Source organism: Pseudoalteromonas sp. BDTF-M6 (assembly GCF_018334135.1).
Classification (GTDB): Bacteria; Pseudomonadota; Gammaproteobacteria; order Enterobacterales; family Alteromonadaceae; genus Pseudoalteromonas.
The window spans coordinates 890,428-902,471 of sequence record NZ_JAGXTQ010000001.1; the positions used below are offsets into that span (position 1 = coordinate 890,428).

Genomic DNA, 12,044 nt, shown 5'->3' on the forward strand with positions numbered 1-12,044 from the left:
AAAAAATGCCCATCAGCACGCTGATAGGCATTTTAATGCTAAGACTTAGAGCCAATTAGAACTTAACGTTCACACTCGCGAAGAAGCGACGACCTAGTACATCATAAGTGTACGGGTCAGTGTTAGAATCGTTGTTACCTGAGTAGTAAGGAGGCTGCTTATCAAACAAGTTATTTACACCACCCGTTAGTGACACAATGTCATTGATAACGTAGGAGCCGCTTAGGTCATGATAAACTACGCTTGGAGTTGTAGGAGCTAGACAGCTAGTTTTACCGATACAGTTGTAGCTATCCATACCAGCAATGTAACGCGCTTGGTATTGTGCATCCCAGTTATCGCCAGCTACATTTAGCGTGAAGTTAGACTTAATGTCAGCATAACCCCCGATACCTGCAGTGATAAGACCCGCGTAGTCAGTTGTGTTGTCTAGAACAGTTACTACATACTCGTCTAGGTAAGTAGTATCAAGACCCGTTCTCCAGTTGAGGCCAGCAGCTTCGAACGTGTAAGATAGGTTAATATCCACACCTGATGTTTGTTCTGCACCGATATTTTGAAGCTGGTTGTTGAACTTGATACGACCCGTTGTGTCCATGCTGATATTAGCTGATTGACACAGAACTGTGTTGTCGTTTGCTGAAGTAGCAAGACACTGGTCAACGATGTACTGCTCGTTTACAGAAGCAATCGCGTTCTCGATTTCGATGTCGTAGTAATCAACAGTCATGCTGAAGCCTTCGAACCACTCTGGCTCGTATACGATACCCGCTGTGAACGTGTCAGCTTCTTCTGGAGTAAGAAGTTGGTTACCACCAACAGTTACTTCTGCTTGGTCTTGTGCACCAGGGAAAGTAACTTGCTCGAATGATGGTGAGTTACCTGAGTAAAGCTCATCAACAGTTGGAGCACGGAACGCAGTTGAAACTACGCTACGGAACATTAGTTCGTCGTTTGCTTTCCAAGTAAGACCTAGTTTCCAAGTCTCGTCTGAACCGAATGTGCTGTAGTCAAATGCACGGATTGCAGCGCTTAGGTCTACGTTTTGTGCAAATGGCGCGTCAGCTAGTAGAGGAATTGCGAACTCTACATACGCTTCGTTTACGTCAAAGCCACCTGAAGTAGGTTCAACTTTAGGGTCGTTTGCAAGACCTTGAGCTGTTAGTGAATCAGGAATGTACCAAGCTTTTTCTTGACGACGTTCAACACCTACTGCGAAACCTGCGTAGCCAGCTGGCATTTCAAACATTTCACCAGAAAGTGAAGCGGCTAGGATGAATAGCTGGCTACCGCCTGAGTTTTGCTCAGTGTATAGGTACTCTTGCATGTTGTCGTACTGCCAAGAAGACTGAAGCACTGGATCAAAGTCACCTGCTGTGATCGCATCTTGAATTGAACCCATATTGTGTAGGTTCTCTAGACGGTCTACAGAGTCGTTACGACCAAAGTTAGCAGAAACGTCCCATGCGTAGTCGCCTACGAAACCTTCAACACCGATAACAGCACGCACTGTGTCTACAGTTTGTGAGAAGTTACGGTTGCCTGTGTCAGTCATACGACGACCGTATGAGATTGAATCACCGTAAGCGTAGTTTACAGTTTCAGTTTGTACGAAGTTACCATCAGCGTCTAAGTCGATGTAACCGTCGCCATCAACATCAACACCACGGTCATATGTTTGACCTAGTAGTGATGAGTCCATGCCGTCCGTATAAGTAAAATCAAACCATACTGGCTGTGGGGCCATTTGCTGCTCTGACCAACGCTTAGTGTATGTGAACTCAGAGAATAAACGCGTGTCGTCAGAAATTTCGAAGTTAGCTAGACCAGTTAGGTTTAAACGCTCCATTGGCGTGTAAAGGTAGCTTGTTTCAGAATAGTTATAACGATCAGCGTCTGTGAAACGGTGGTAATCGCCACCTAGACCTGAGATACCGCCATCTACAGCAAGGCCAATTGGCTGTTCTTCAAGACCTTCCTCGCCTTCAACTAAGATAGTGCCAGTATTAGCGTTCCAGATGTGGCCGCCTGCAGAATATGCAGAACCTGCACAATATAGGCCGTTAGCACCTTCAGCTAGAGGACATTTAGAGAAGTCACGGTCTGCTTGAGACGCGTCGCCACGGTCTGTGTATTGAAGGCCGATAACAACGTTACCACGGTCAAAAGAGCTACCTAGAGTGATATCGAAAGAGCTTTCTTCTGCATCACCTTCACCAGACATCGCGGTGTTAAGGTTCATGTCCAGGCCTTCGAAGTCATCTTTAAGAATGATGTTAACTACACCCGCTACAGCGTCTGTACCGTAAACAGCAGAAGCACCGTCTTTAAGTACTTCAACCTGCTTGATCATAGAAACAGGGATAGTGTTAAGGTCAACTGTTGCTGCAGCACCGGTACCAGAGTTGATCATTCGGCGGCCGTTTACTAGTACAAGCGTACGCTGAGCGCCAAGACCACGTAGATCGATACGTGCGTTACCGCCAGAACCGTTGTTGATACCAGGATTGGTCATCGCACCGCCAGTTGCAGTCATTTTCTGTAGTACGCTGTCGATACTTGTCGCGCCCATCGCTTTGATGTCGTCTGCACCAATCAAAGTCACTGGGCTTGCAGTTTCCATATCCGCACGCTTGATGCGAGAGCCCGTTACTTGAATCTTTTCAATTGCGTCGGCTGAAGAATCGGCAGCAATTGCTTGAACACTTGAGAACATAGGCAAAGCTGCAACAACAGCCAGCCCTAGTTGTGTCTTTTTCATATTAAACCCTACTTGTTGAATTTTTACCCGCTTTGGGTGGCTATGCAGTTCATATTTTTATGAATTTACTGCACAACGCCGAGCAACTTAGGTTTAATTAACTGAACGAAAACTGAATGAAAGAACAGATATAAAACAACACAAAATACCCCGAGTTTTCCCATAAAAGCATGTAACCACTTGTTATAAATGTTTACGTCTATAAGCCTTTAAAAGTGCGAACTAAGCGCCTTTACAAATACCAATTTTTGATACATGAAACTAAATACGGTGAATTTGTAATTCAATGTAACCCATGATGATGGGCTTTGCTTAATCGAAAATTTACAACTTATACACAGGCCGTTATTCATGCATTTAAAATATACGGGTTAAATTAATAGCTTAGCGGCACTCGTTTTTGACTTGCTTAAAAAGCAACAATGCAATGCGATTATAATCCACCCAATTAGCGGTGAATTTATATGCAAATAGGTAGTTCGAACGGGTTCGGCTAAACAGCCGTGAGAATGAAGTGTAAGCCGCAAAGTGGGCTATGGCGTTATCTTGCCCTGGAGGGACTGTACCGGAGGCTAGGCTCCAGGCTAGGCCGTGATTACGGATGGGTAACGTTAATGGGATAGGCCAGAGTTTGCACTTGCCCCCGGTGGCTGACCCGAACGTCCAGCTGCCAAAGCATGTTTGGTTCGGAGCAGGCACCAACCATGATGTCCGCCTGCCACACGCGCGCGTCGATTTGCTTAAAAAGCACCGGGATGGTGCCCATATACATGGTGATCCCCTGCATCTTCGCGCTCTCTATCAAGGCGTCGGCTGGCATCTGCAAAGACACAGAAAACGATGACTCGGGATGGACACGCTCGCCACTGAGGGCAAACCGGAATGAGTCGATGTTGAGCGGGTGATGGTCACAACAATGGGTGGGCGGCGCATCTTTGACTATACTCATGTCGGTGTCGTCACACGCGGTCAGTGACAGCAAGGTCGCCAACAGGGGATACAAAACAAGATAGTGACGGGAATGTAACGACAGCTTCATGGTTATTTATTGAACATTAATTTAGCGTCAATATTAACCAATGGGATCCGCGCTGACTAGGCATTAGTTAAAAAATCCCCAACTTCGCATGATAATTTGATTGAAGTCATTATTTTAGCCATTTGCGCTATCTTTTTGAGGTCAAAAATTTTATTATTTCGACCGCAAATAATAAGAGTGTTGCGAGTCTGCTTTCTGAAACGCTTAATAAAATGAGAGTTTTAGGTAGTCGGCTTTGACACCATCAGTAGGCCCTATTCGCAAGAGTAGGTATTTCATTTCTAATCGCATAATAATGCAGCGGAAACCTGACAATGAGCCAAACAGTAGCATCACAAACTGAGTACAACTATAAAGTTGTTCGCCAATTCGCTATTATGACAGTGATTTGGGGCATCGTTGGCATGAGTGTTGGTGTGTTAATTGCTGCCCAGCTTGCCTGGCCAGCATTGAACTTCGATACCCCATGGCTAACATACTCTCGACTACGTCCGTTACACACGAACGCAGTTATCTTCGCATTCGGCACCAGTGCCCTGTTCGCAACGTCGTACTACGTTGTGCAGCGTACCTGCCAAACGCGCCTTTTCTCCGATAAACTTGCAGCTTTCACCTTCTGGGGCTGGCAACTGGTTATCGTTTTAGCCGCCATTACCCTGCCTTTGGGTATTACCAGCTCGAAAGAATATGCCGAGCTTGAGTGGCCAATCGATATCCTAATCGCCATCGTCTGGATTTCTTACGCTGTTGTTTTCTTTGGCACCCTGATTAAGCGTAAAGTATCGCACATCTATGTTGCCAACTGGTTCTATGCCGGCTTCATTATCACGGTTGCGGTATTGCACATTGTTAACAGCATGGCCGTGCCGGTATCACTGACTAAGTCATACTCTATCTACGCCGGTGCCGTTGATGCCATGGTACAGTGGTGGTACGGTCACAATGCGGTAGGTTTCCTACTGACCGCTGGTTTCCTTGGTATGATGTACTACTTCGTACCTAAGCAAGCGGGTCGCCCTGTATATTCTTACCGTCTATCGGTTGTTCACTTCTGGGCACTTATCTCTCTATACATCTGGGCTGGTCCTCACCACCTACACTACACTGCCCTACCTGACTGGACTCAGTCACTGGGTATGGTGATGTCTGTGATTCTATTCGTTCCGTCTTGGGGTGGCATGATCAACGGTATCATGACGCTATCTGGCGCATGGCACAAACTACGTACCGACCCGGTACTTCGTTTCCTAGTTGTATCGCTTTCTTTCTACGGTATGTCGACGTTCGAAGGCCCAATGATGGCTATCAAGTCAGTAAACGCGCTTTCGCACTACACTGACTGGACCGTTGGTCACGTACACTCGGGTGCCCTAGGTTGGGTTGCGATGATTTCAATCGGTGCAACATACCACCTTATCCCTGCCCTATTCGGCCACAGCCGTATGTACAGCGTGAAACTGGTTAACACCCACTTCTGGCTACACACGGTCGGTGTTGTACTGTACATCGTTGCCATGTGGATCTCTGGCGTAATGCAAGGTCTAATGTGGCGTGCAGTAAACGAAGACGGTACGCTTATGTACAGCTTCGTACAATCGCTAGAAGCATCACATCCTTTCTACATCATGCGTTTCCTAGGCGGTGTATTCATCGTAGCGGGTATGCTGGTAATGGCCTACAACAGCTATCGCACTATTGCAGCTAAGAAAGGCTCAATTGCAGACGATGCGCAAGCACAAGTAGCTTAAGGGGTAGGATGATGAGCAATAATAACTCTAGCAACAAACACGAAATTGTTGAAAAGAACGTTGGCCTAATGGCCATTCTCACAGTGTTCGCTATCAGCTTTGGTGCCCTGGTGGAAATCACTCCGTTGATGTTCCAAAAAGACACCACTGAGCCGGTAGACGGTCTACGCCCACTAACGGCGCTAGAACTTGAAGGCCGCGACATCTATGTGCGTGAAGGTTGTTACAACTGTCACTCACAGATGATCCGTCCTTTCCGTGACGAAGTTGAACGCTACGGCCACTACTCTGTTGCCGGTGAAACCGTTTGGGACCACCCATTCCAGTGGGGTTCTAAGCGTACCGGTCCTGATCTGGCTCGTGTTGGTGAACGTTATTCTGACGATTGGCACTACGCTCACTTAATGGATCCACGCGCCGTGGTTCCTGAGTCAAACATGCCAGCTTTTCCTTGGTTAGATGAAAACGTACTTGATGGCGAGTTAACTGCAAAGAAAATGGAAGTCTTCCGCGACTTCGGCGTACCTTACACGGATGAACAAATCCAAGGTGCCCAAGAGTCGGTTAAAGGCAAGACTGAAATGCAAGCGCTTATCGCTTACTTGCAGCAACTTGGTACACACTTGAAGTAATTATTATGGATTACGGCACGTTCAGAGGCATTTTAACTCTGGTAATAATGGTACTTTTTATCGTGATTGTGTTGTGGGCCTTCAGCAAGCGCAGCAAAAAGCGCTTCGATGATGCAGCCAACGCCGTGTTTGAAGACGAAAAGAAACACCAAAGCACAATCACTAATGAGGAAAAGGAGTCTGAGAAATGACTAGCTTTTGGAGTATTTGGGTCATCGTTCTAACCTTGGCCTGTCTAGTTCTTATCTTCGGCCTACTAGTTTGGAACTTAAAGAACTTCGTAGGTGTTAAAGAAGGCGAGAGCTGTGGCCATGAATTTGATGGCATCGAAGAAATTAATAACCCGCTGCCTAAATGGTGGACCTACATGTTCTTCGCGACCTTCGTGTGGGCCGTGTACTACCTTGCGGCCTACCCTGGCCTAGGTAACTTTGAGGGTTTGTTAAAGTGGAAGAGCTCTAACCAGGGCGTAACATCACTTGAAGAGTCGAAAAAAGCGGTTGAAGACATGCACGCTAACGGCTACCGCATCCAGCTGGATGGCGAGTACCGTGCTGCAGATGAAAAATTCGGCCCTATTTTTGAATCTTTCGCTAAGCGTGACGTACTGGACCTGGCATCTGACGAGCAAGCACTGGAAATCGGCCAACGCCTGTTTCTACAAAACTGTGCTCAGTGTCACGGCTCTGACGCCCGTGGTGGTGACGGCTTCCCTAACCTAACCGACAAAGACTGGTTATACGGCGGTACGCCTGACAAGATCAAAGAAACGCTACTACACGGTCGTGTTGCTGCTATGCCTAGCTGGGAAGCAGCCCTTGGCGACCAAGGCATTAAAGAAATGACTGCCTATGTACTTAGCCTTTCTGGTCGTACGGTTAACCAACGTGATGCCGCCGCAGGTAAAACTAAGTTTGCCATGTGTGCTGCCTGTCACGGTGCCGACGGTAAAGGTTCAGTGGCTCACAACCTACCTTTCGGTGCACCTAACCTAACCGATAACACTTGGTTATACGGCAGCGGTTCAGCACGTTCGGTAGAAGAAACGCTACGTAACGGCCGTGCCGGTGTAATGCCAGCGTGGAAAGAGATTCTAGGCGAAGACAAGGTTCATCTGTTGACCGCCTACGTATACAGCCTGTCGCAAGACAAGTAAGCATACGAATTTAATCGAAATCAAAAAAGCCTCCTATTTGGAGGCTTTTTTTTAGGATTTTATTCACCAATGCCGTAAAATAGCCGTCACTTATCTGGCAACTAACTTGGTATTATGAACGCGACTCCCTGGTATAAGCAGTTTTGGCCTTGGTTTTTACTTTTCTTCCCTCTTGCAACCATTATTGCCTGTGTTGGCCTTATCACCCTGGCGGTGGGCAATGGCCCGGATATGGTGGTCGATGACTACTATAAAAAAGGCAAAGCCATCAACCTTGAGTTAACCAAGTTCGACAAGGCTAAGGCCTTGTATTTACACGGAGATTTGCAGATCACCGATGAGCGTATCAGCTTTGCCTTCACCAAGGGCGATGACTCTAAAGTAGCCGCGCTGAATATTGGTTTGTATCATCGCACCATTAGCGATAAAGACCTTACCTTCAGGCTGACCAAAAACGCTCGAGGCCAGTTCACCACACTGCTCGATACACCGGTTGAACAAGGTGCCTATACGGTGTTTATCACCCCGTTTGATGATACCTGGAAGCTAAAAGAAAACATTCAATTGCCGCAAGCGGGCGCCATTAAAGTGAGCCCCGAGTATAAATAAATGAGCATGCAGTCCTGCTTCCATTGCCTTGAGCCCATTCCCAAGGGTTTCAATGAATCGGTCGTTGTTAACGACACGCCAGAGCCCATGTGTTGCATTGGCTGTAAGGCGGTGGCCGAGACCATTATCGCTCAGGGCATGAGCGACTACTACAAATACCGCACCGAGTCCGCGGGCAAGGTGCAGCAGCTGGTGCCAGAGCAACTGGCGCTGATCCAAAGCTATGATAACGAATCTATCCAGCAGGAGTTTATCTCCCATCAGGGCAATGACAAAGAAGTGCTGCTGAGTGTGGAAGGCATAAGCTGCGCGGCCTGTGCCTGGCTGATTGAAAAGCAGCTGTTGGCTCATTCCGGGGTGAAACGCGTCGATGTAAACACCTCGACTCATCGCGCCATGATCGTATGGGACGACACTCAGGCCAAACTCAGCACCCTGATCACCAGCCTGGCGGAAATCGGCTACAAATCCTACCCCTTCCAGGCCGATAACGAAGCGGCACAAAAGCAGGCGCAGGCCAAGAGTTTTATCCGCCGCCTGGGTGTGGCCGGTTTGATGACCATGCAGGTGATGATGTTTGCCTTTGCCATGTACTTTGGCATGTTCTCCGGCATGGAAGATAACTTTGAACAGTATTTTCGCTGGATCAGCCTAAGCCTGGCCACACCGGTGATTTTCTACTCGGCATTGCCGTTTTTAAGTAACGCCATCACCGGCTTAAAAGCCAAACAATTAAATATGGATGTGCCCGTTTCCCTGGCCATTTTCGGCGCCTATTTTGCCAGTGGCTATGCCACCGTCAGCGGCACCGGCGAGGTGTATTTTGAGTCCATCTGTATGTTTACCTTCTTGCTGCTGCTGGGCAAATACTTAGAGTTTCGCGCCCGCCTTAAAGCCAGTGAGTTCACCGCTAATCTGCAGCAACTGCTGCCACTGACCGCCCGCGTGGTCGACGGCGATAACGAAGAGCTGTTGATCAGCGCCAAGTTGTTAAAGCTCGGCGATACGGTGCGGGTAAAACCCGGAGAAACCATAGCCGCCGATGGCCTGGTGGTGAGCGGACGCTCCAGCGTCGATGAGTCCATGATGACGGGTGAACATCACCCAGTGAACAAAACTCATGGCGATCAGGTTCATGCCGGCACGGTAAACCACGACGGGGTGTTAACCCTAGAAGTGAACAAGGTTGGCCAAAACACCCTGGTTAATCAGATTATTCGCCTGCAACACAGTGCCCTGAGTCAGCGCCCGAAAATAGCGCAAATCACCGACAAGGTAGCCCAGTGGTTTGTCGCCTGTCTGTTAGTGTTTGCCTCCATTACCGCCTTATCCTGGTATCAAATCGACCCGGAACACGCCTTTTGGATCACCATAGCCGTGTTGGTCGCCACCTGTCCCTGTGCCTTGAGTCTGGCAATTCCCACGGCGCTGACCTGTGCGGTGGCCAACCTCACCAAGCGTGGAGTCTTGATAAAGCAGGCCCATGTGCTGGAAACCGCCACCAAGTTAACCAAGGTGGGTTTTGATAAAACCGGCACCCTCACCTATGGCCGCTTTGCTATCGCCAAGATGGACATTCTCGATAGCGGCTACAGCGCACAGGAGTTAAAGTCCCTAGCCGCCAGTTTGGAGCGCTATTCCGAGCACCCGATTGCCAAGGCCTTTAGCGAGATCACCCCTATTCACCCGCAACCCGAGCAGGTGGAAGTGCATACCGGCTTTGGCGTTAGCGGCCTATGGCAAGCGCACCGGGTGCATATTGGCAAGGCCAACTGGTTCACCCACGACCTTGACCTCAATGCCCAGGCCGTGTTGTTTATCGACCAACAGCCGGTGGCCGCGTTTTATCTGGAGGATCAGGTACGCGACCATGCCGAAGCGCTGCAACGCGAGCTTAAAGAGCAAAATATCAGCCGTGTGATGCTCACCGGCGACCCTTCTACGGCCGGTAAGCTCTTGGCCGAAAAGCTGGAGCTCGATGCCTACCACGGCGCTCTGCTTCCCGAAGATAAGCTGGCACTGATGCAAAAATGGCATGGCGAAGGTCAGGTATGCGCCATGATTGGCGATGGCGTTAACGACAGCCCGGTATTTAATGCCGCCCATCTCTCCATTGCTATGGACAGCGGTGCCGATATTTCGAAAAACACCGCCGATGTGGTGCTGCTTAACAGCGATTTACGCTCGGTGGCACAACTGATCCGCGTGGCCAAACAAACGCGTCGTATTATTAGGCAAAACTTAACCCTGTCTTTGTGTTATAACGGGGCTATTCTGCCCCTTGCCGCTTTGGGCTGGGTTGCCCCCTGGATGGCGGTGATCGGCATGTCGGCAAGCTCTATTATTGTTATAACCAATTCACTACGGCTACTGCGCTTATGAGCATCATCTACGTACTTATTCCCATTGCCATTTTGTTTGTGCTTATCGCCATAGGTATTTTTTTCTGGGCGGTCAGAAGTGAGCAATTTTCCGATCTGGAGAAACAAGGTCACAGCATTCTCTTTGAAGACGACAAAGAGGAACACGACAAGAGCAATGAACGAGATTAACTTTGCCGCTGCCCTACTGATGGGTTTAGCCGGTAGCGGTCATTGCGTCGCCATGTGCGGTGGCATCGCCGGCAGTTTTCAACTGGCCAGTCGTGAGCTTCCACCGCTGGGCGCAACCCTTGCCTATAATGTCGGGCGCTTAAGCAGCTATGCCCTGGCCGGCGCCCTGGTGGGCGGCTTTAGCGCCGCCTTTGCCAGTCAGAATAATCATATCAGCCTGGCACTTAGCCTACTCAGCGCCATCTTTATGGTGCTTGTTGGCTTATACGTTATGCGCCTGTTTAACCCCCTGGGCGGCATAGAAAAACTCGGAAACTGGGCCATTTGGCGCCATATCGTCAAGCTTAATCGTTACCTGATGCCGGTCAATAGTTACCCCAAGGCACTTTTATATGGCGCGCTGTGGGGCTGGTTGCCCTGTGGTTTAGTTTACAGCGCCCTCACCTGGGCTATTTTCAGCCAAAGTGCAACCGACGGTGCCTTATTTATGGCTTTGTTTGCCCTGGGGACTTTACCCGCGCTGCTCGCCTTGGGCTTGGGCGCCAACGCCATAAAGGGTATACTTAACCAAACGTGGGTGCGCCTGGTTCTGGGTAATCTATTACTTTGGTATGGGCTCTATAGCTTGGTTATTGCAAGTGCCTCGCTAGTCACGTAGATTTAACTTCATCTCTTGCTTACCTTGGAATGTAAAATGGACGTAAAAACACAACTTTCTGGTAAATTCGCCGGTAAATCGAATTGCACCATTAGCTGTAACAACTGCTCAATCTCACAGTTGTGCCTTCCTTTTAGCTTAAATGGCGAAGAAATGGACCGCCTCGATGAAATCATTGAGCGCAAAAAGCCATTGCATAAGGGCGACTACCTGTTCGAATCCGGCACTAAGCTAAAGTCCATTTTCGCAGTACGCAGTGGCTCGTTTAAGTCCTTCACCCTGTCTGAGCAAGGCGAAGAGCAAATCACTGGCTTTCACCTGGCGGGAGATCTAGTGGGGTTCGATGGCATTCATACCTTCACCCACCAAAGCTTTGCTCAGGCCTTGGAAACGTCCATGGTATGTGAAATTCCTTTTGAAACCCTCGATGATTTGGCCGGACGCTTACCTAAATTGCGCCAGCAAATCATGCGCCTGATGAGCAACGAGATTAATTACGATCAGGAAATGCTGCTGCTACTGAATAAAAAGACTGCGGAGCAACGCCTAGCGTCGTTTTTGCATACCCTTTCTCGCCGCTTTAGCGAGCGTGGTTTCTCGGCCCGTGAATTTCGCCTCACCATGACCCGTGGCGAAATTGGCAATTACCTGGGTTTAACCGTTGAAACCATCAGCCGTTTACTCAGCCGTTTCCAAAAAAGTGGCTTTATTAGCGTCGACGGTAAATTTATTACCATCAACGATCATCAGCAACTTGCTCAGGCCGCAGCTATTTCTGCGCCAAGCAGTTGATCTGACTCAAACTAAGTCCATTAGCGCCTTTAAATATCAGAGATTTCGATTACACTCAAAGATGTATTGAAATACTCTTAAAATTAGGTATCAAGGA

At 48.7% G+C, this 12,044-nt stretch carries 11 protein-coding genes; 9 read left to right on the forward strand and 2 right to left on the reverse strand.

What is annotated here, in order from left to right; all coding sequences use genetic code 11:
• Window positions 1–55 precede the first annotated feature (55 nt).
• Entirely contained in the window at window positions 56–2,761 is a 2,706-nt protein-coding gene (locus KD147_RS03980) for a TonB-dependent receptor (protein WP_212546976.1), read from the reverse strand.
• A gap of 595 nt (window positions 2,762–3,356) precedes the next feature.
• Complete coding sequence (locus tag KD147_RS03985; protein WP_212546977.1) at window positions 3,357–3,800, reverse strand: ubiquitin family protein; 444 nt, start codon at window positions 3,798–3,800, stop codon at window positions 3,357–3,359.
• A 314-nt stretch (window positions 3,801–4,114) separates the two neighbouring features.
• On the opposite strand from KD147_RS03985, the gene ccoN reads away from it, so the two are divergent.
• From ccoN to KD147_RS04030, 9 genes are all read left to right on the forward strand, one after another.
• Window positions 4,115–5,548, forward strand: a complete 1,434-nt coding sequence (gene ccoN, locus KD147_RS03990; RefSeq protein ID WP_105189574.1) for a cytochrome-c oxidase, cbb3-type subunit I — start codon at window positions 4,115–4,117, stop codon at window positions 5,546–5,548.
• A gap of 11 nt (window positions 5,549–5,559) precedes the next feature.
• On the forward strand, window positions 5,560–6,180 hold the full coding sequence (gene ccoO, locus KD147_RS03995) for a cytochrome-c oxidase, cbb3-type subunit II (RefSeq protein ID WP_212546978.1): 621 nt from the start codon (window positions 5,560–5,562) through the stop codon (window positions 6,178–6,180).
• 5 nt (window positions 6,181–6,185) lie between these two features.
• Complete coding sequence (locus KD147_RS04000) at window positions 6,186–6,371, forward strand: cbb3-type cytochrome oxidase subunit 3 (RefSeq protein WP_105189573.1); 186 nt, start codon at window positions 6,186–6,188, stop codon at window positions 6,369–6,371.
• Entirely contained in the window at window positions 6,368–7,336 is a 969-nt protein-coding gene (ccoP, locus tag KD147_RS04005) for a cytochrome-c oxidase, cbb3-type subunit III (RefSeq protein ID WP_212546979.1), read from the forward strand. The genes KD147_RS04000 and ccoP overlap by 4 nt, the downstream gene beginning before the upstream one ends.
• 114 nt (window positions 7,337–7,450) lie before the next feature.
• Complete coding sequence (locus KD147_RS04010; protein ID WP_212546980.1) at window positions 7,451–7,945, forward strand: FixH family protein; 495 nt, start codon at window positions 7,451–7,453, stop codon at window positions 7,943–7,945.
• Between the two features lie 6 nt (window positions 7,946–7,951).
• Window positions 7,952–10,327, forward strand: a complete 2,376-nt coding sequence (locus KD147_RS04015; RefSeq protein WP_502710216.1) for a heavy metal translocating P-type ATPase — start codon at window positions 7,952–7,954, stop codon at window positions 10,325–10,327.
• Window positions 10,324–10,497 carry a cbb3-type cytochrome oxidase assembly protein CcoS gene (ccoS, locus tag KD147_RS04020; RefSeq protein ID WP_105189569.1) on the forward strand — a complete coding sequence of 58 codons (174 nt, stop codon included), beginning with the start codon at window positions 10,324–10,326 and terminating at the stop codon, window positions 10,495–10,497. The genes KD147_RS04015 and ccoS overlap by 4 nt, the downstream gene beginning before the upstream one ends.
• Window positions 10,484–11,155, forward strand: coding sequence for a sulfite exporter TauE/SafE family protein (locus KD147_RS04025; protein WP_212546982.1), 672 nt, complete (start codon window positions 10,484–10,486; stop codon window positions 11,153–11,155). The genes ccoS and KD147_RS04025 overlap by 14 nt, the downstream gene beginning before the upstream one ends.
• Before the next feature lie 36 nt (window positions 11,156–11,191).
• Complete coding sequence (locus KD147_RS04030; protein WP_212546983.1) at window positions 11,192–11,947, forward strand: FNR family transcription factor; 756 nt, start codon at window positions 11,192–11,194, stop codon at window positions 11,945–11,947.
• Window positions 11,948–12,044: the final 97 nt, after the last annotated feature.

What these genes read in the sequence shown, in the direction of transcription:
- ccoN (WP_105189574.1), top strand. Translation starts at nt 4,115, where the DNA reads ATGAGCCAAACAGTAGCATCACAAACTGAGTACAACTATAAAGTTGTT.
- KD147_RS04015 (WP_502710216.1), top strand. Translation starts at nt 7,952, where the DNA reads ATGCAGTCCTGCTTCCATTGCCTTGAGCCCATTCCCAAGGGTTTCAAT.
- ccoO (WP_212546978.1), top strand. Translation starts at nt 5,560, where the DNA reads ATGAGCAATAATAACTCTAGCAACAAACACGAAATTGTTGAAAAGAAC.
- KD147_RS04025 (WP_212546982.1), top strand. Translation starts at nt 10,484, where the DNA reads ATGAACGAGATTAACTTTGCCGCTGCCCTACTGATGGGTTTAGCCGGT.
- KD147_RS04000 (WP_105189573.1), top strand. Translation starts at nt 6,186, where the DNA reads ATGGATTACGGCACGTTCAGAGGCATTTTAACTCTGGTAATAATGGTA.
- ccoP (WP_212546979.1), top strand. Translation starts at nt 6,368, where the DNA reads ATGACTAGCTTTTGGAGTATTTGGGTCATCGTTCTAACCTTGGCCTGT.
- KD147_RS03985 (WP_212546977.1), bottom strand. Translation starts at nt 3,800, where the DNA reads ATGAAGCTGTCGTTACATTCCCGTCACTATCTTGTTTTGTATCCCCTG.
- KD147_RS03980 (WP_212546976.1), bottom strand. Translation starts at nt 2,761, where the DNA reads ATGAAAAAGACACAACTAGGGCTGGCTGTTGTTGCAGCTTTGCCTATG.
- ccoS (WP_105189569.1), top strand. Translation starts at nt 10,324, where the DNA reads ATGAGCATCATCTACGTACTTATTCCCATTGCCATTTTGTTTGTGCTT.
- KD147_RS04010 (WP_212546980.1), top strand. Translation starts at nt 7,451, where the DNA reads ATGAACGCGACTCCCTGGTATAAGCAGTTTTGGCCTTGGTTTTTACTT.
- KD147_RS04030 (WP_212546983.1), top strand. Translation starts at nt 11,192, where the DNA reads ATGGACGTAAAAACACAACTTTCTGGTAAATTCGCCGGTAAATCGAAT.